We start from the raw sequence: 17,435 nt of genomic DNA on the forward strand, positions 1-17,435 counted from the left end.
GAAATCCGGCCCGCCCCACTTATTTATCGTTCAATCGCCAATCTCAAGCCGTTGCGGCCTGCCGTGCGGCCTTGCGGCGCTCCACGCGGGCGCGGATGGCATCCACATCCGTTATCGGCGTGGCGGCAAAAAGCTGGCGGGTATACGCGTGCTTCGGATCGGCGAACAGTTCTTCGCGAGTACCCTGCTCCACAGCCACGCCCTTCGAGATGACCATAACGTCATCGGCGATATACCGGACCACGGAAAGATCGTGGCTGACGAAGACGTAGGTCAGCTCAAACTCTTCCTGGAGGTCTCTCAGCAGGTTCAGCACCTGCGCCTGTACCGAAAGATCGAGTGCGGAGACCGGCTCGTCCAGCACCAGCAGTGCGGGGTTGAGCATCAGTGCCCGCGCAATCGCGATACGCTGGCGTTGGCCACCGGAGAACATGTGCGGATAACGGTTGAAGTGTTCCGGACCCAGCCCGACCTTCACCAGCATGGCTTCGGCCCGCTCGCGACGCTCGGAAGCCGGCATCTTGGTGTTGATGACGAGCGGCTCCATCAGCACGTCGCCAACCTTCTGGCGCGGATTGAGGCTGCCATAGGGGTTCTGGAACACCATCTGCACCTTGGAGCGCATGTCCGTGCCGGGACGGCGCTTGGCGATATCGACGGGGTTGCCGTCAATCTTCAGCTCGCCGCCGGATGCCGGGTCGATCAACGCGATGATGCGCGCAAGCGTTGACTTGCCGGAACCGGATTCGCCAACGATCGCGAGCGTCTTGCCGCGCTCGACAGCAAAATCGATGCCTTTCAACGCCTGAACGGTCTTTGCACCGCCGAATAATCCGCCCGGAACGTGATAATGGCGGGTAATTCCCTTGCCTTCGACAACGATGCTCATTGAACGCCCTCCTTGCCGAAGAAGTCGGAAACCGTGGGCAGGCGGTCGCCGGTCGCATGTTCCGGAAGCGCGGAAAGCAATGCCTTGGTATAGGGATGCTGCGGGGCCTCGAACAGGCTCAGCACATCCGCCTCCTCCATCTTGCGACCCTTATATTGCACGACCACGCGGTCTGCTGTTTCGGCCACGACACCCATGTCATGGGTGATGAGGATCAGCGCCATGCCGTATTCTTCCTGCAGGTCCATCAACAGGTCGAGGATCTGTTTCTGGATCGTCACGTCGAGTGCGGTGGTAGGCTCATCGGCAATCAGCAGGCGCGGTTTGGAGGCGATCGCGATGGCGATCATCACGCGCTGGCACTGGCCGCCGGACATCTGGTGCGGATAGGCATTGAGCTTGGTTTCCGGCTCGGGAATGCCGACAGACCGGAACAGCTCCAGTGCCCGCGCCCGCGCAGCGGACCCGCTCATGCCGAGATTGAGGCGCAGTACCTCCTCGATCTGGAAACCGACCGTAAACGACGGGTTGAGCGAGGCGACCGGCTCCTGGAAGATCATGGTGATCTCGCGGCCGATCAGCTTGCGGCGCTCCTGCGGCGACATGGCCAGCAGGTTTATGCCGTCGAAGATCATTTCGTCGGCGGTGATCGTCGCCGTATCGGGCAAAAGCCCCATGACGGCGAGCATGGATACCGACTTGCCGGAACCGGACTCGCCGACGATCGCCAGCACTTCATGCTTGTCCACGGAGACATCGATGCCATCAACGGCCTTGAAAGCGCCGGCGGCGGTGGCAAAACTGACGGTGAGGTTCTTGATTTTCAGCAGGCTCATCGCTTAGCTCCGCTTCAGTTTGGGATCGAGCGCATCACGCAGCCCGTCACCCATCAGGTTGATGGCGAGCACCGAAACGAGGATCGTCAGGCCCGGAAGGGTGACAACCCACCAGGCGCGCAGGATGAACTCGCGGGCTTCGGCCAGCATCGTGCCCCATTCGGATGCGGGCGGCTGCGCGCCCATGCCGAGGAAGCCGAGAGCCGCCGCATCGAGAACGGCAGACGAGAAGGAAAGCGTCGCCTGAACGATCAGCGGCGCGAGGCAGTTCGGCAGGATGGTTTTGAACATCAGCCGGAAATTGCCAGCACCCGCCACTCGGGCAGCGGTAACATATTCACGCCGAAGCTCGCTCATTACGGCAGCACGCGTCAGACGCGCAAAATGCGGCTGATAGACGATGGCGATGGCGATCATGGCGTTGGTGAGCCCGGGCCCGAGGATCGCCACAAGCACCAGCGCCAGAAGCAGCGAGGGAAACGCCAGGATGACGTCCATCACGCGCATGATGACCGTGTCCACCCAGCCGCCGAAGAAGCCGGCAACAAGACCGATGACGATGCCGCCGACAAGGGCGATGGAGACGACGACGACGCCGATGAACAGCGAATATTGCGCACCGTAGATCAGCCGGGACAGCATGTCGCGGCCGACAGCATCGGTGCCGAGCAGGAATGCGGCACGGCCTCCATCCTGCCAGACCGGCGGGACGAGCAAAGCATCTCTATATTGCTGGGTCGGGTCATGTGGCGCGATTACGGCTGCAAAAACCGCGATCAGGACCAGAAGAAGGAAGACGGCAAGGCCGATGACGGCGCCACGGTTCTGGCGGAAGTAGAACCAGAAATCGGCGAGCATCCGGCGGCGGATGGCGGCGTCGGAAAGGCGGACGCCCGGAATTGTGGTCACATCGCTCATTTGTGACGGATCCTTGGATTGATGAGGCCATAGGTCAGATCGACAAGCAGGTTGACGACCATCACCAGACCCGCGATCAGAAGCAGGCCGCTCTGCACGACCGGATAGTCACGGCGCGAGATGGAATCGATCATCCACTTGCCGATGCCCGGCCAGGAAAAGATGGTTTCGGTCAGGATTGCACCCGCCATCAGCACGCCGATCTGCAGGCCGATGGTGGTGATGACCGGGATCATGGCGTTGCGCAATGCGTGAACGCCGACGACGCGCGACGGCGACATGCCTTTCGCACGCGCGGTGCGCACGTAATCCTCACCCAGCACTTCCAGCATCGCCGAGCGCGTCTGGCGCGCAATCACCGCCAGCGGAATGGTGGCAAGCACCACCGATGGCAGGATGAGGTGGGACAAAGCCGAGGCAAAAGCGCCCTTCTGCCCCGAAATCAGGCTGTCGATCAGCATGAAGCCGGTAACGGAGGGGAAGAAATACATCAGCGAGATGCGGCCCGAAACCGGCGTCCATTGCAGGATGCCGGAGAACATGATGATGAGCAGCAGGCCCCACCAGAAGATCGGCATGGAAAAACCGACAAGCGCTGTCGTCATGGAGATCTGGTCGAACCACGAGCCACGGCGAATGGCGGCGATGACGCCAACCGGCACACCGATCAGGGTCGCGAGGATGATGGCGACGAGGCCAAGCTCGACTGTCGCGGGAAAGAGCGCCAGGAACTCGGTCAGAACGGGTTTCTTGGTGACCAGCGAATTGCCGAGATCGCCTTGAAGCAGCCGTCCGAGAAAATGCAGATATTGCTGCCAGATAGGCTGGGCAAAGCCGAGCTGTTCGGCAAGCTGCGCATGCCGTTCGGGCGAAATGCCGCGCTCACCCGCCATCAACAGCACGGGGTCACCGGGCAGGACGCGCACGAAGGCGAAGGCGACGATGGTAATCCCGAGAAATGTCGGAACGAGATAGAGAAGTTTGCCGAAAATGAACCGGATCATGGTCTTGTCCTGAAAAGACGCGCGGAAGACCTGAGTTCTTCCGCGCGTCCTGTTGTTTGGGATTATTCCGCGATGTCGACGTTTTCGAAGGTGAAGTCGCCGAGCGGGCTCATGGTGAAGCCGGAAACCTTGGCGGACATCGGAACGAACTGCGTGGAGTGCGCAAGCGTCGCCCACGGAGCCTGTTCCTTGAAGATCACCTGCGCCTGCTCATAAAGCTTGGTGCGCTCAGCGACGTCCGTGGTCTGCTTCGCCTTGGAAAGCAGTTCGGAGAACTCCTTGTTGCACCACTGAGCACGGTTTGCACCGCCTTCGCCGGTTGCGGCGCAGGAGAGCAGAACGCCCATGAAGTTATCAGGGTCACCGTTGTCGCCGGTCCAGCCGAGGATGACGGCACCGTCGCGGTTCACTTCAGTCGACTTCTTGAGGTATTCACCCCACTCGAAGGAGACGATCTCGGCCTTGACGCCAACCTTCGCGAAATCCGACTGGATCAGCTCGGCGGTACGGCGGGCATTCGGCATGTAGGGACGCTGAACGGGCATCGCCCAGATCTTCATCGTCAGGTCCTTGACGCCAGCGGCTTCGAGAGCCTTCTTGGCAGCTTCCGGATCGTACGGATCGTCCTTGATGCTGTCGTTGTAGGACCACATCGTCGGCGGGATCGGGTTCTTGGCAACAGTGCCGGCACCCTGGAAGACGGCGTCGATGATCGCCTGCTTGTTCATCGCCATGTTCAGCGCCTTGCGGACTTCCGGCTTGTCGAAAGGCGCAACTGTCGTGTTGTAGGCGAAATAGGCGACGTTCAGACCGGGCTGCTCGTCGAGCTTGAGGTTCTTGTCGGCGCGGATGGTGGCCAGATCAGCAGGAGCCGGGTAAGGCATCAGGTGGCATTCGCCAGCCTTCAGCTTCTGCAGGCGAACGGCGGCATCGGGCGTGATCGCGAAGATCAGATCGTCGATCTTCGGAGCTTCACCCCAGTAGTCGGCGTTCTTCTGGTAGCGGATGACCGCGTCCTTCTGATAGGCGACGAACTTGAACGGACCGGTGCCGATCGGCAGGTTGTTGAAGTCTTCCTTGGTGCCGGCCTTATCAAGCGTATCGGCATATTCCTTCGAAACGATCGAAGCGAAAGGCATCGCGATGTTGGCGAGGAACGGCGCTTCCGGGCGCGTCAGCACGAACTTGACGGTGTAATCGTCAACCTTGACGATTTCCTTGATCAGCGACGGCATTTCCATGGAGTTGTAATATTCGTAGGTGATGCCTGCGATATACTGGTTCCACGGGTTCTTTGCGTCGCCCTGGCGGTTGTAGCTGAAGATCACATCATCGGCGTTGAAATCGCGGCTCGGCGTGAACTTCTCATTGGAGTGCCACTTTACGCCCTTGCGCAGGTGGAACGTGTATTCGAGGCCATTGCTCGAAACTTCCCACTTTTCGGCAAGGCCCGGCTCAACTTCGGTCGTGCCCTTCTTGAACTCGGTCAGACGGTTGTAGACCGGATGCGCGGAGGCATCGAAGGTGCCACCGGCCGTGTAAGGCGAAGGATCGAAGCCTTCCGGCGATGCCTCGGAGCAATAAACGAAGGTCTTCGCCATGGCGGGCACGACGGAAGCCATCGCAAGCGCAGAGGCTATAAGCAAACTGCGGGTCAGCGTTTTCATCTGGTGGTCCTTTCCCTCTTTTTCTGAGTTTATGCGGCCCTTTTTCAAGGGGCCTACCTGTCCTGGTCAGCGACGACACAGAGACTGTGCCGCCGTTCGGTCCTGTGCCTCCCGACCAATTACCCGGCGACCGGCTGGAACAGCCGGTCGAGGTTCTTTTCCGGCGGGCAGAACCAGCGTGGTCCCGCCTCCGTCATATAAGCTATATCCTCGAGGCGAACGCCGCATTCCCCATAAACGCACAGCATCGGCTCTATTGAAAAGCACATTCCCGGCTCAAGCGCCGTGGCATTTCCTGCAACGATATAGGGTTCTTCGTGAATATCCAGCCCAAGGCCGTGGCCGGTGCGATGCGGCAGGCCCGGAACCTGATAATCGGGCCCGAAGCCGGCCGCTTTCAGGCTGTCGCGCGCGGCGTTGTCCACATCCGAGCAGGCAGCACCGACCCGGGCCGCGTCAAAGGCCGCAGCCTGCGCGTCACGCTCGGCGTCCCACAGAAAGCGCTGCCGTTCCGTCGGCTGGCCGAAAACATAGGTGCGGGTGATGTCAGAACGATAGCCATGGAGAATGCCGCCGAGATCGACCAGCACCATATCACCTTCGTTCAGCGTCTGCGCATAGGGCACGCCATGCGGATAGGCCGTCGCCTCGCCGAACTGCACCGCCACGAAAAGCGGCTTCATGCCCAGCGCGATATGAGCGGCATTAACGAAATCGGCCACTTCGGTGGTGGAAACGCCGGGGCGAAGCCCCTCGAACACAGCCTTCTGCACGCCGTAGCTCGCATCCATCGCCGCCTGGATGATGGCGATCTCGGCTGCGGATTTGACCTGCCGCTGGGCGACGATCAATGGCTGGGCGGAAATGATGCGGCCTTCCAGACGCTGCATCAGGGCCGAAGCGAAAACAAAGGGAGTGGCGGGATCGATGGCGAGAAGATGGCCGGGACACGGCAGCGCTTCGATACGCTTTACCATCAGGTCGAAGGGACTTTCATCCTCTTCCCAAACGGCGACGTCACCCTCGATACGGATCATCGTCCGAAGTTTAGGTTCCTCAAATGCCGGGCTGACATAGACCGGTTCGCCTTCGGCCGGCACCAGCGCGCCATGAATGCGCTCGGAAAGGCCAAGCGACAGGCCGGTATAATAGGTCAGCGACGATGATGCATCGAGCCAGACCGCCTTGATATTTTGTTGGATCATTTGCGCTTGCAGGCCGCGCAACCGCAACCCCAACTCGTCTTCAGCGATCGGTGAAATCGCGATCGGCTGAAACCGCTTCAGCGCCTCTTGAAAGTCTGCCATTCTCTCCCCGCCGCTTTCAGGCGCACAGACACAAGCGTGTCGGCAACTCCCAAGCGTTCTTTTGCCCATGCTTAAACACAGGCTGGGGCCTAAGCAATGGGCCAACACGACGCACCGCCCTAAAACTGTGCATATTCATCTAGACATAACGAAAACGTGATCGACACGTGTCCGATTTCAACAATCGTCGCCTTGACGGGAAAACATGAAATCCCCCCGGAAATTCAAGGGGAGAAACGGGATACCGTCCGAGCGTGGCACGCTCGCCGAAACTCGACCGAAAAACAAATCAGAAAAAGAAAGCCCAGAAAAGGAAAAAGCCTGCCGCGGGAGGAGGTGCGGCAGGCTTCAAACTTGATCGGTGATTGGGAGGAGGAGTACCACCGATCCACATCGAGCGACACTGGGAGGAGGAGTGCGTCGCTTCGATGATTTGAATATAGCGGTATCTTCGATTTTTAACAGAGCAAGTCTCGCAATGCAGCATTGCATTTTTGCATAGCTCGAAAATTCCTGCTTTGTTTTTTAGCACTCCCGCAGAAAACGTTGAGAAATCAGCTTTCCCGATGCACCTGAAAACCGGCGAAGGACTGGTTGACCGGCATGAGTTCAAGGCTGTTGATGTTGATATGTTTGGGCTGTGAGGCGACCCAATGGATCGTATTGGCGATATCCTCGGCCGTGATCGGATTGACGCCCTTATAGAGATTGTCCGATGCGTCCTGATTGCCGCCGGTGCGCACGAGCGTGAATTCCGTTTCGCACATGCCCGGCTCGATCGAGGTGACGCGCACGCCCTTGCCATGCAGGTCGGAGCGCAGACCGAGCGAGAATTGCCGCAGGAAGGCTTTCGTTCCGGCATAGACGTTGCCGCCCGCATAGGGCCAGTGCGCGGCCACCGACGAAAGGTTGACGACAATGCCCTTGCGGTCGATCAGCGTCGGCAAAAGATGGTGGGTGATGTTCAAAAGACCGGTGATGTTAGTGTTCACCATGGTCTGCCAGTCTTTCAGCGGCACCTGCGGCGCGGGTGCCGTGCCGAGCGCAAGCCCCGCATTGTTGACGAGAATATCGATGTCCCGGAAGCCTTCCGGCAAAGCCGTAAGCGCCTTTTGCGTGGCGTCCTCGTCGGTGATGTCAAAGGCGACGCCATGAAAGGTGGAGCCGAGTTCCTGGCCCAGCGCCTCCAGCCGTTCCGCCCGCCGACCGGTGCCGATGACCTTCCAGCCTTCCTTGATGAAGCGCCGCGCCGTGGCCTGTCCGAAACCCGACGTGGCGCCGGTGATGAGGATGGTACCGCTCATGATGGTGTCTCCAGTAAATTCGTTCTGTGAGGATCAGTCTTGTGTCAATAATTTTTCAGCGGCCGCCGCCAGACAACGCTTGTAGGCGTCGAGATCGGTGTACAGGGCCTCTTCGGGGGCGTTGCCCACGATGACGACGCCACCGCGCCGCAAAACCCCGCCATGCAGCATGAGATTGTCGACCATGTCGAAATTCTCGATCGACAGGCCATCCGGCCCGCGATACCGGCCTGTTTCATCGATGGCGACAACGTCGCCGTAGCTCGCCTTGATACGGGCGAAGTGATTGGCCGCGACATTGGTGTAGGCGAAAACCGGCTTGCCCAGCGCGCACATGAATCCCAGCTCGTAGCTCGTTCCCGTATCGGCGGCGATGCCGCGAAACGGCGTGAGGTTGGCGATGACCGCATCCGCTTCCAGCATCATCTGCTCGTCTATGGCATTGATGTTGCAACCGTGGCCGATTTTGGTGTCCGCCGGCGGAATTTCCAGATCGCCCGGCGAAAGCGGCGTAAAACCGGCTTCCCGCGCAAGCGCGGCCTTCAGGTCGAGCATTTCACGGGCATTCGGAAGGAAAACTTCCGGCCCGGCGAGATAGATTTTCTTTGTCATCGGGAATTTCATACGATTTGGAGGAACAGGATTTCCTCGAACCTAACCCGGAGACTTTCGCAAACGCAAGCGCCAAGGCGCACCGGAGCGGCCTATAAAACGGTATCGTCAAATCTCTCTTTCCGTTATAGCCGGAGCAACGAACTGGAAATTCCCGGAGCAAGACAATGGCAGCAACCATCCGTTATCACGAAGGCGATATTTCCGCCGAAGATGCCGCACGCTATCTTGGCGCCATCGCAATCGATACGGAAACGCTGGGGCTGGTGCCGCGCCGCGACCGTCTCTGCGTCGTCCAGCTTTCTCCGGGCGACGGCACGGCGGACGTCATCCGCATCGCCGCCGGTCAGAAAGAGGCCCCAAACCTCACCCGCATGCTTGCCGACCCCGCCCGGCAGAAGATTTTTCACTATGGCCGGTTCGATATCGCCGTTCTGTTCCACACCTTCGGTGTAACCACGACGCCGGTTTTCTGCACCAAGATCGCCTCACGCCTCACCCGCACCTATACCGACCGGCACGGGCTGAAGGACAATCTGAAGGAAATGCTGGAAGTCGATATCTCCAAGGCACAGCAATCCTCCGACTGGGCAGCGGAAAAACTGTCGCCGGCACAGCTCGAATATGCCGCCTCCGATGTGCTCCATTTGCATGCGCTGCGCGACAAGCTGACCCACCGCCTCGTGCGGGATGGTCGCCTCGATCATGCCGATGCCTGTTTCGCGTTTCTACCGACCCGTGCGAAGCTCGATCTTCTCGGCTGGGAAGAAACGGATATTTTCGCCCATAGCTGAGCGTTTTTACGCTTCGTTTAAGGACTGATTTACCGAAACTGCCTATTCTCGGCCGCAACTTTGGTGGCCGGGGACTTCCAGATGATTACTCCGTTGCAACAGACGGCAGGCATTGCAGTCAGCGACCTCATGCGGTCGATGGTCGAGACCATCGAGGAACGCCAGCGCGAAGAGCAGGAAAAGGCGAACGGCACCAAAAAGGACGAAGCGGTAAAAACCCAACCGCAGCCGGACCAAAGCCATCGCGTCGCCAATGAAAAGATAAGCGCCTATCTGTTCGGCGCCATGAAGCCCGATGGCGATGCCTTTGCCTCGCTTGTTTCCCGTTTCTCGTCTGCACTTGGCATCACCCAGGAACTCGACGAATCGAGCTTCTCTTTCGCCCAGAGGCTTCAGGATGCATTGACCCTGACAGAGGGTTTTGAAAAAACCGATGCGGCAGGAAAAGCGACGACGATTTCCCTGAAATCCTTCGGCGTTTCGGAAGCGCAGGTCGTGGAAGTCCTGAATGACGGCGCAACCACAAAGACCGCGCCCATGGCGGCACTTGCAGCACGCATCGCCAAAAATGCCGGCCTGACGGGCAAGGAAGAAGATTTCGGCGTGCAGATGTCGAAAGCGATCATGGCAGTGCGCGCCACCGCGCCCAAAAGCGTCAACGATCTCGAAGAATCGACCGGCCTCAAGGAACTTGGTATTTCCGCGCAGCAGATGATCGCCGCAATCGCCAACCCATTTAGCGATGCGGCACGCGCCGTGAAGAATGCGCTGAACGAGCAGGCGCAGGGCACCCAATTCATGACGCGGGAAACGATGAAGGTCATCCAGCGCCTGGAAGATGTCGCCGACCCGAAAACCAAGGAAGAATTGCAGGCCGAACGCGGTGAAAACCGCATGGGCGAAATCAACGACGCTGAGGTTGCGGCCGAGCGGGAAGAGGATATCCAGACCCGCGACGCGCAGGGCAAGCTGGAGGATGTGCAAAAACTTCAGGATGTCGTGAAGGAGCACATAGACGCTTCCGCCGATGAAAAAGCGCAAGGCACCGAAGGACAGGGTTCGGTCGACATTTCATCGGAAATAGCCCTGATCTCCGTGCTAGCGGCAGCACCGGCGCCCGAGGCAGCCCCGGCTGAAAACGACAATGAACCCGTCAAGGCAGACGCGACCACCACGACGGAAGCCGATGCGAAAGACGACGCCAAAAAACTGCTCGATGCACAGGCGGTTGTCGACAACGCCCGTAACCCCATTCTACCGATCTCGATCGACGACAATGGAATTTATGCACTGCTGAAGAAGAAGGCGGCATGATCTCGCCGCTGCCGATAGTCACTTGAGCGAAACATGATGTGAGTTCAGACATGTCCGATATATCAGGCATATCCGGCAGCGCCGGTCACGATGCCGAACCGAATGCGGCGCAAGCGCTGCTCTCCATGGCCGCCCCGCCGCTGGTGCCTGACGACGCCACCTTCGTTGCGGCGGGCGAGGAAGACCACCTCATTGACCCCGTGGAAAACCGTCCCGAGAGAGGTTTTCCCAAGGCAAGCTGGCTCGACGCCATGCCGCCGGAAGCCTTTGAAGAAGCGGGCAGCGAGCCGGACCACATTTCATCGGTCAATTCCGACGATAACGGGCTCTATCGCATGTTCATCAGCGTTTCTCCCTGACCGCCGGGTCGACGCGATTTTTATGGTTAGCGAATTCTTAATATCTACAGCCCAAACTTAGGGTTGATGATTCTGTGTGCATCGCGAAAAGCTAGCATTCCTGCCAGCGACGCACACGGCGCTCCCGCATGAGCGGGCGAGATGACACCTGTACATCACCGGCGCGGCAATCTTTCAACATAACGGCCAAATGCGGATCAGAGAGCCAGGGATTGGCCCTTTCGCAGCCAGCGGCGGTAATCGATAGGAACGGAGCGCAGCATGTTACCGCCTGTACCGAAAATTCCGGCAGCCGATGCCGCCTATGGATCCACGGTCCCGCAGACGCAGCGCGGGCAGCAGAAAGAGGCCGTGCAGCCCCAGACAAGCAATGCCGGTCCCGACAATGGCAACAATCTTTTTGCCCGGGCAGCAATCGCTTCCCTGACCAGCGAATTTCAGCTTTCCCGCAGCACCGCCGTTCTGGCCGAGGCGCTCGGCAAGCTGATGAATCTCCCACGGCGCGATGGCGAAGCCATTCAAACTTACGTAGTGCGCCTGACGGATGCGCTTCGCGCCCTGCCCGCCCCACAGCGCCTGGCGCTGGAACAGCAGGTCGCCAAGGTCCTGCAGGGATTGAGCCTTTCGATGCTCGCCGAAATTCTGAAACAGCCGACTGGACCGGATGCCGCCCGTCTGGCGCTGCTGATTGAGCTTTCCCGCTACAAGGGAACGGATCTTGCGGCAAAGGCAGTGGTGTCTTCCTACCAGCAGAACAATTCGGCTAACCCGGTACCCGCGCAGCCGTCGCAACCGCAGTCGAAACAGCAGAACGCCCCAATCCAGAGTGCAGAGGGCCGTCAGAATCCGGCAACGACCGCAGCAACGGCGCAACCGGCAAACGCCGCTGCGCCCGGCAGGCTCCTGCCTCTGCTCATCGGCCCGCTTGCCCAGAGCGCCGCCGCGATAAAAGCCGTGATGGCGGCGCAGGCAGCGCCGCAAGGCCCACAGACCAATCTTCCCACCCCACCTGCCGGCATGCCCGATTCTCCGCAAGATGCGGCAAAACCGAAAGGGAAAGCCGAAAGCACCGTACGTTCGCCTCAGCCGCAAACGGAAAGCACAACAAAAGAAACTCCGGCAGAGGCCCGACCGGCAAATCCGCCACGGGCTGAGAACGGCGAAATGCGCCCTGCCCTCCAGCAGCGGGACACCATGAAGTCGGAGCAAAAGGAGACCCGTGCGGCCTCGAACCCGCCATCAGGCCAGTCCGCAGGCGACGTCAAAGCGATGGAGAACCTGTTGCTTGCCGCCGTGGCCGGCAAACTTCCCGCCAAAGCCGCTAACGTTGCGCAGCCTTCCGCCACCCCATCAGGCTCGGCGCCGCAGCAGCTCGAAGAACAGCCTGCCGAACGAACTGCCCTCGCAACGCCCATCACCCGCCAGACCGGCGAGGAAACGGAGACGATTGCCAACCGACCAGAAGCCCAGCCCATCCCGCGCGCGGCCCTCGATCCGGAAGCCAGAATGGCGATGCTGGAACAAACGGCCTCGCAATCGCTGATCGCCGCGGCTCTGGCAAAAGATGGCACGCCGCTACCGCTCGTCGCCTATCCCCCGGCGGAAGAAGAACACGATCGGAAACGCCGCATCGCGGGCGTGGCCCGTTTTCCGACGAGGAGGCGAATGGTGAGCCGGAGGGTGAAAATCCCGGCGGTCAGGATGACGTGGAAGAGCGGATGGCCGCCAATGATGAGATCGGCGATGAGGAAAGTCCGCAGCAAGCGGCTTTCGACGACAGTGCGGAAAATTACTACCTTAAAATGAGCGGCATGCACTGAATTCCGCGCCACTCATTCGCCCACGACCCGCACGCTACACCCAATAAAAAACCCGCCGGAAAATTCCGGCGGGTTCTTCATTTCAAAAGATCGTCAGCGATTATTCAGTGCGGTTCTTCAGAGCAGCACCGAGGATGTCGCCGAGCGAAGCGCCCGAGTCGGACGAACCGAACTGTGCGACGGCTTCCTTCTCTTCAGCGATTTCCAGAGCCTTGATCGAAAGCATGACCTTGCGGTCCTTCTTCGAGAAGTTGACGACGCGGGCGTCGAAAACCTGGCCAACTGCGAAACGCTCCGGACGCTGATCGTCACGATCGCGTGCGAGGTCGTTGCGGCGGATGAAGGAGGTGATGTCCTCGTGGTTGACGAGCTTCACTTCCACGCCACCGTCGTTAACGGCGATGACTTCGCACGAAACGACTGCGTTCTTGCGCAGGTCGCCGGACGTTGCGGCTTCACCGACAGCATCCTTGCCGAGCTGCTTGATGCCGAGCGAGATGCGTTCCTTCTCGACGTCAACATCGAGAACGACGGCCTTGACCACGTCACCCTTGTTGAACTCTTCGATGACCTGTTCGCCCGGACGGTTCCAGTCGAGATCCGACAGGTGAACCATGCCGTCAACATCGCCTTCGAGGCCAATGAACAGGCCGAATTCGGTCTTGTTCTTGACTTCGCCTTCGACTTCAGTGCCGGCCGGATGGCTGAAGGCAAATGCCTGCCACGGGTTTTCCAGCGTCTGCTTGAGGCCGAGCGAGATACGGCGCTTGGACGGATCGACTTCGAGAACGACAACGTCAACTTCCTGGCTCGTGGACAGGATCTTGCCGGGATGTACGTTCTTCTTGGTCCAGGACATTTCGGAAATGTGGATCAGGCCTTCGATGCCCGGCTCCAGTTCAACGAATGCACCGTAGTCGGTGATGTTCGTGACCGTACCGGAGATCTTCTTGCCAACCGGGTACTTGGCGGAGATGCCATCCCACGGATCGGACTCGAGCTGCTTCATGCCGAGCGAGATACGGTGGGTTTCCTGGTTGATGCGGATGATCTGAACCTTGACCTGCTGGCCAATGTTGAGGATTTCCGAAGGATGGTTGACGCGGCGCCATGCCATGTCGGTAACGTGCAGCAGGCCGTCGATGCCGCCGAGGTCAACGAACGCACCGTAATCGGTGATGTTCTTGACGACGCCGTCAACAACCTGGCCTTCTTCGAGGTTCTGAACGATTTCAGAACGCTGCTCGGCGCGGGACTCTTCGAGAACCGTACGGCGCGAAACAACGATGTTGCCGCGACGCTTGTCCATCTTGAGGATTTCGAAGGGCTGCGGGTTGTGCATCAGCGGGGTAACGTCGCGGATCGGACGGATGTCGACCTGCGAACGCGGAAGGAAGGCAACAGCGCCGTCCAGATCGACGGTGAAACCACCCTTGACCTGGTTGAAGATAACGCCTTCGACGCGTTCGCCGGCTTCGAACTTGGCTTCGAGCTTGACCCAGCTTTCTTCGCGGCGAGCCTTCTCGCGCGACAGAACGGCTTCGCCGAGAGCGTTTTCGATGCGCTCGACGTAAACTTCGACTTCGTCGCCGACCTTCAGCGTGCCGTCCTTGGACTTCGCGCCGAATTCCTTCAACGGTACGCGGCCTTCAACCTTGAGGCCGACGTCGACGATGGCAACGTCCTTCTCGATTGCCGTTACGATACCCTTGGCAACATAGCCTTCGGCAAGATCGTTAGAGGCAAAGGATTCTTCGAGAAGCGCTGCGAAATCTTCGCGCGTGGGTGTAGATACTGACATGAAATCTCCTAATTGCATCCGCTTTAAGAGCGAATACAAAAGCGCCGGTGGGCTAGCGTTGTTGATACCCGAACCCATGCCCGCCTTTTCAAAAGGCTTTCCGGCGCAAGGACATGTCTTCAGGCAATTCCTGACTAAACGCGGACCGAATTCAAGCGTTCCGCGAAAAACCTATTTCTTCAGAGCGGCGTCGATGATCGCCCGCGCGGCCTGAAACGCCGCCTCTATACTCATTTCCGACGTATCTAGCAAGTGCGCGTCTTCAGCCGGTTTCAACGGGCTGTCGGCGCGGCCCATGTCGCGCTCGTCGCGTTTCTTCACCTCGGCGAAAATGGCGTCGTAATCGGCAACGCCGCCATTGGCGAGGATTTCGGCATAACGGCGTCGCGCCCGCACATCCGGCGAAGCGGTGACGTAAAGCTTCACCGGCGCCTCCGGGCACACCACTGTTCCGATGTCGCGGCCATCCAGAACCGTGCCCGGCTCCTTTGCCGCAAAACGCTGCTGCGCCGTCACGAGCGCGCGCCTTACCGGCGTCATCACCGCTATCCTCGACGCCGCCTCGCCGATATCGTGCCTTGAAAGCACCGAGCGGTCGAGACCTGCAAGGTCAAGTTCCAGCGCCACCTTTTCAGCGACGGCCTCGTCATCAAGCGGCAGGCCCGCATCAAGAAGGGCTTTGGCTGTGGCTCTGTAGGTCAGCCCGGTATCGAGATGATGGAAACCATAGGCCTCCGCGATCTCGCGTGACAAGGTCCCTTTGCCCGCCGCAGCTGGCCCATCTATGGCAATCGTGAAGGTCATGAAGCTTTCTGCCTGTGCGTGCGTCATTAATACAGTAGAGTGCTACGGCCTCCAATCTTGATGAGCAACCCGGCATGCAAGTCGTATCATGGGAGGGCGGCCTCCAAAGTTTGTCTTTGACACGAAAGACCGCAACGATTAAGGGGACCGGCTAGAAATTTTACCGTCTATGCCGGTTTTACGGCGTACACACCGAAACTCATTCGACAATTCGAGGCTTAGACAGTGGCAAAAGCGGACCTTGGTACCAAGCGCACAGACCCCGATACCGGCAAGAAGTTCTACGACCTGAACCGCGACCCGGTCGTTTCTCCCTATAGCGGCAAATCCTGGCCGCTCTCCTTCTTTGAAGAAAGCACGGCTCAGGCAAAGCTCGAGCAGGCTGAAGAAGAAGAAGTCGCAGAAGTTGACGCCGAAAACACGGAAGTCGAACTCGTATCGCTGGAAGACGCCGATGGCGACAACAGCGGCGACGAGATCCCCGACCTGGGCGACGACGACGAAGACGTGGAAATCGGCGACGATGACGACACCTTCCTCGAAGCTGACGAAGACGACGATGACGACGACATGTCCGGCATCATCGGCGTATCGGGCGACGACGAAGAAGCTTGATCTTATTGGATAAACCAGCCCGGCGACAAAAAAATGAAGCCGGGCTGTTTTTTGTGCTTGCACTCTTCGTTTAGCCGAAGTAGTAAGCCGCCACCGAACGGAACAACAGCCGCTTCGGTTCCCGGAACCGGACGAAATGCCGGAACCCTTATGGGGCTATAGCTCAGCTGGGAGAGCGCTTGCATGGCATGCAAGAGGTCAGCGGTTCGATCCCGCTTAGCTCCACCAAACCTTTTAAAATCGAAATACCACCCCCCAGCGCCCACCTCCACCCGTCTCAACGGCTACTTATCGCGTTGTCTATTGCAATAGCGCCCGCACATCCTGCCCGTTGATCCGGCATTCAACCGAACGGGCGGCGTCGCCCTCCTCCAGCACGCGGCATTCAAGATATTTGCCGCGTAGCCGGTTCTCCAGCGCCTTGAAGGCGTTCAGGCCGCAGGCATAACGGCGGCCATCAGGGCCGGCGCAGACCCGGTTGCGGTCGATATCCTCCACGCGGGCGAGGCGGAATTCCTGCCCTTTGAAGGTGAAGCGGTTGTTGGAGACAACGCGCAGGCGCTGATCCGCGTATATTTTCAGGGGGTATGGATCGGGCGGGGTCGGAATGCGCTCGTAATTCTGGTGGCGGGGATCGACCCGGACCGGCGCGGTCGTCCACAGCATTTCCGTGTTTGCGGCAAGGCCAGCCGTCGTACTTGCCGCTTCGCCATTGACGAGCGAGGCGATGCGGATGCCGGCTATGCCGAGCCCCACGACCAGCACGATCTGAAACAGCAAAATTAAAACCTGCCGAACCATGTCACCGCAACATCAGAACAATCGATAAAAAAAATAGATCGGCGTTTTTTCAAAAAGAGGCCGAGCGAAACAAATATTACATCAATAAAACCTTGCGCGCGGTGATGTCACGCACCGTGCCCATCGCCATCATCGGCAGTCGGTCGCCATCCAGGATCACCCTACCCGTCGTCCGCAACCAGCGAAAACCACCGGATTTGAGCTGAATGCGGTATTCCTGATCATAGAATGCGCCATTCGTCAGCGAGTTGTAAACCGCCTTGGCCACACGCGCCCGGGAACCGCTCTCAATCTGCGCGATGAAATTCTCCACCGGAATGCCGCCGGTGGCCTCTTCCGTTGAAACGTCACGCAAGCGGGAGGCCACAGCATCCAGATAAACCAGATTTTGCCCGATGTTCCAGGTGTAGTAACCCACAAGTGTCTCTTCGAGAGATATGTCCTCTAACATCGGCCTTCTACAGTCTGAGATGCTTATGGCGGCTCTGTAACATAACGAATGATGGACGCCTAACCACAAGAATTCATCCTTTTGTCTGACGAAACCCTGTTTTCCGGCGCGCGCGATCATCGGCAGCCCTTTCCAGCCC

At 59.1% G+C, this 17,435-nt stretch carries 15 protein-coding genes, 1 tRNA gene and 2 pseudogenes; 6 read left to right on the forward strand and 12 right to left on the reverse strand.

Annotation, left to right across the window (positions count from 1 at the left end; translation table 11 throughout):
* Positions 1-43: 43 nt before the first annotated feature.
* From RBH10_RS03035 to RBH10_RS03070, 8 genes and pseudogenes are all read right to left on the reverse strand, one after another.
* The gene (locus tag RBH10_RS03035) at positions 44-889 is read right to left on the reverse strand and encodes an ATP-binding cassette domain-containing protein (RefSeq protein ID WP_281039089.1); all 846 of its coding nucleotides are present in this window, start codon (positions 887-889) and stop codon (positions 44-46) included.
* Entirely contained in the window at positions 886-1,725 is an 840-nt protein-coding gene (locus RBH10_RS03040) for an ABC transporter ATP-binding protein (RefSeq protein ID WP_281039088.1), read from the reverse strand. Before RBH10_RS03040 ends, RBH10_RS03035 begins: the two co-directional genes overlap by 4 nt.
* A 3-nt stretch (positions 1,726-1,728) precedes the next feature.
* The gene (locus RBH10_RS03045) at positions 1,729-2,643 is read right to left on the reverse strand and encodes an ABC transporter permease subunit (protein WP_281039086.1); all 915 of its coding nucleotides are present in this window, start codon (positions 2,641-2,643) and stop codon (positions 1,729-1,731) included.
* Positions 2,640-3,647: an ABC transporter permease subunit gene (locus tag RBH10_RS03050; protein WP_281039085.1), complete on the reverse strand. Its 1,008-nt coding sequence runs from the start codon at positions 3,645-3,647 to the stop codon at positions 2,640-2,642. The genes RBH10_RS03045 and RBH10_RS03050 overlap by 4 nt, the downstream gene beginning before the upstream one ends.
* Positions 3,648-3,709: 62 nt before the next feature.
* The gene (locus RBH10_RS03055) at positions 3,710-5,314 is read right to left on the reverse strand and encodes an ABC transporter substrate-binding protein (protein WP_281039084.1); all 1,605 of its coding nucleotides are present in this window, start codon (positions 5,312-5,314) and stop codon (positions 3,710-3,712) included.
* Between the two features lie 119 nt (positions 5,315-5,433).
* A complete protein-coding gene (locus tag RBH10_RS03060; protein WP_281039083.1) occupies positions 5,434-6,621 on the reverse strand; it encodes a Xaa-Pro peptidase family protein in 1,188 nt (395 codons plus the stop codon).
* A gap of 554 nt (positions 6,622-7,175) precedes the next feature.
* Positions 7,176-7,925 (reverse strand): SDR family oxidoreductase, encoded by a 750-nt coding sequence (locus RBH10_RS03065; RefSeq protein WP_281039082.1) that lies wholly within the window; start codon positions 7,923-7,925, stop codon positions 7,176-7,178.
* A pseudogene (locus RBH10_RS03070) lies at positions 7,922-8,537 on the reverse strand (nucleoside 2-deoxyribosyltransferase). Before RBH10_RS03070 ends, RBH10_RS03065 begins: the two are co-directional and overlap by 4 nt.
* A gap of 167 nt (positions 8,538-8,704) precedes the next feature.
* Here RBH10_RS03070 and RBH10_RS03075 point away from each other — a divergent pair.
* The 4 genes and pseudogenes from RBH10_RS03075 to RBH10_RS03090 all read left to right on the forward strand — a co-directional run bounded on the left by RBH10_RS03075 (position 8,705) and on the right by RBH10_RS03090 (position 12,824).
* Positions 8,705-9,331, forward strand: coding sequence for a ribonuclease D (locus RBH10_RS03075; protein WP_281039080.1), 627 nt, complete (start codon positions 8,705-8,707; stop codon positions 9,329-9,331).
* An 81-nt stretch (positions 9,332-9,412) separates the two neighbouring features.
* Positions 9,413-10,645, forward strand: coding sequence for a hypothetical protein (locus RBH10_RS03080; protein ID WP_281039079.1), 1,233 nt, complete (start codon positions 9,413-9,415; stop codon positions 10,643-10,645).
* 50 nt (positions 10,646-10,695) lie between these two features.
* Complete coding sequence (locus RBH10_RS03085) at positions 10,696-11,004, forward strand: hypothetical protein (RefSeq protein ID WP_281039078.1); 309 nt, start codon at positions 10,696-10,698, stop codon at positions 11,002-11,004.
* Positions 11,005-11,265: 261 nt separating this feature from the next.
* Positions 11,266-12,824: pseudogene (locus RBH10_RS03090) on the forward strand (hypothetical protein).
* 100 nt (positions 12,825-12,924) lie between these two features.
* Here RBH10_RS03090 and rpsA read toward each other — a convergent pair.
* Complete coding sequence (gene rpsA, locus RBH10_RS03095) at positions 12,925-14,625, reverse strand: 30S ribosomal protein S1 (protein WP_281039076.1); 1,701 nt, start codon at positions 14,623-14,625, stop codon at positions 12,925-12,927.
* 171 nt (positions 14,626-14,796) lie between these two features.
* Positions 14,797-15,456 (reverse strand): (d)CMP kinase, encoded by a 660-nt coding sequence (cmk, locus tag RBH10_RS03100; RefSeq protein WP_281039075.1) that lies wholly within the window; start codon positions 15,454-15,456, stop codon positions 14,797-14,799.
* Between the two features lie 198 nt (positions 15,457-15,654).
* Between cmk and RBH10_RS03105 the strand changes: the two genes are divergently transcribed.
* Both RBH10_RS03105 and RBH10_RS03110 read left to right on the forward strand, forming a co-directional pair.
* Entirely contained in the window at positions 15,655-16,044 is a 390-nt protein-coding gene (locus RBH10_RS03105; RefSeq protein WP_045015715.1) for a TIGR02300 family protein, read from the forward strand.
* 152 nt (positions 16,045-16,196) lie between these two features.
* Positions 16,197-16,272, forward strand: a tRNA-Ala gene (locus RBH10_RS03110).
* Between the two features lie 72 nt (positions 16,273-16,344).
* On the opposite strand, the gene RBH10_RS03115 is transcribed toward RBH10_RS03110, so the two are convergent.
* Entirely contained in the window at positions 16,345-16,845 is a 501-nt protein-coding gene (locus tag RBH10_RS03115) for a thermonuclease family protein (RefSeq protein ID WP_281039074.1), read from the reverse strand.
* A 76-nt stretch (positions 16,846-16,921) separates the two neighbouring features.
* Positions 16,922-17,416: a PAS domain-containing protein gene (locus RBH10_RS03120; protein ID WP_281039073.1), complete on the reverse strand. Its 495-nt coding sequence runs from the start codon at positions 17,414-17,416 to the stop codon at positions 16,922-16,924.
* Between the last annotated feature and the right edge of the window lie 19 nt (positions 17,417-17,435).

It is taken from the genome of Rhizobium sp. AN73, from assembly GCF_030757975.1.
Classification (GTDB): Bacteria; Pseudomonadota; Alphaproteobacteria; order Rhizobiales; family Rhizobiaceae; genus Agrobacterium; species Agrobacterium arsenijevicii.

Excerpts from the sequence above, each read along its gene's own strand:
- RBH10_RS03075 (WP_281039080.1), top strand. The coding sequence starts at position 8,705 with ATGGCAGCAACCATCCGTTATCACGAAGGCGATATTTCCGCCGAAGAT.
- RBH10_RS03080 (WP_281039079.1), top strand. The coding sequence starts at position 9,413 with ATGATTACTCCGTTGCAACAGACGGCAGGCATTGCAGTCAGCGACCTC.
- RBH10_RS03035 (WP_281039089.1), bottom strand. The coding sequence starts at position 889 with ATGAGCATCGTTGTCGAAGGCAAGGGAATTACCCGCCATTATCACGTT.
- RBH10_RS03060 (WP_281039083.1), bottom strand. The coding sequence starts at position 6,621 with ATGGCAGACTTTCAAGAGGCGCTGAAGCGGTTTCAGCCGATCGCGATT.
- RBH10_RS03055 (WP_281039084.1), bottom strand. The coding sequence starts at position 5,314 with ATGAAAACGCTGACCCGCAGTTTGCTTATAGCCTCTGCGCTTGCGATG.
- RBH10_RS03115 (WP_281039074.1), bottom strand. The coding sequence starts at position 16,845 with ATGGTTCGGCAGGTTTTAATTTTGCTGTTTCAGATCGTGCTGGTCGTG.
- cmk (WP_281039075.1), bottom strand. The coding sequence starts at position 15,456 with ATGACGCACGCACAGGCAGAAAGCTTCATGACCTTCACGATTGCCATA.
- RBH10_RS03085 (WP_281039078.1), top strand. The coding sequence starts at position 10,696 with ATGTCCGATATATCAGGCATATCCGGCAGCGCCGGTCACGATGCCGAA.
- RBH10_RS03065 (WP_281039082.1), bottom strand. The coding sequence starts at position 7,925 with ATGAGCGGTACCATCCTCATCACCGGCGCCACGTCGGGTTTCGGACAG.
- RBH10_RS03040 (WP_281039088.1), bottom strand. The coding sequence starts at position 1,725 with ATGAGCCTGCTGAAAATCAAGAACCTCACCGTCAGTTTTGCCACCGCC.
- rpsA (WP_281039076.1), bottom strand. The coding sequence starts at position 14,625 with ATGTCAGTATCTACACCCACGCGCGAAGATTTCGCAGCGCTTCTCGAA.
- RBH10_RS03050 (WP_281039085.1), bottom strand. The coding sequence starts at position 3,647 with ATGATCCGGTTCATTTTCGGCAAACTTCTCTATCTCGTTCCGACATTT.
- RBH10_RS03045 (WP_281039086.1), bottom strand. The coding sequence starts at position 2,643 with ATGAGCGATGTGACCACAATTCCGGGCGTCCGCCTTTCCGACGCCGCC.
- RBH10_RS03120 (WP_281039073.1), bottom strand. The coding sequence starts at position 17,416 with ATGATCGCGCGCGCCGGAAAACAGGGTTTCGTCAGACAAAAGGATGAA.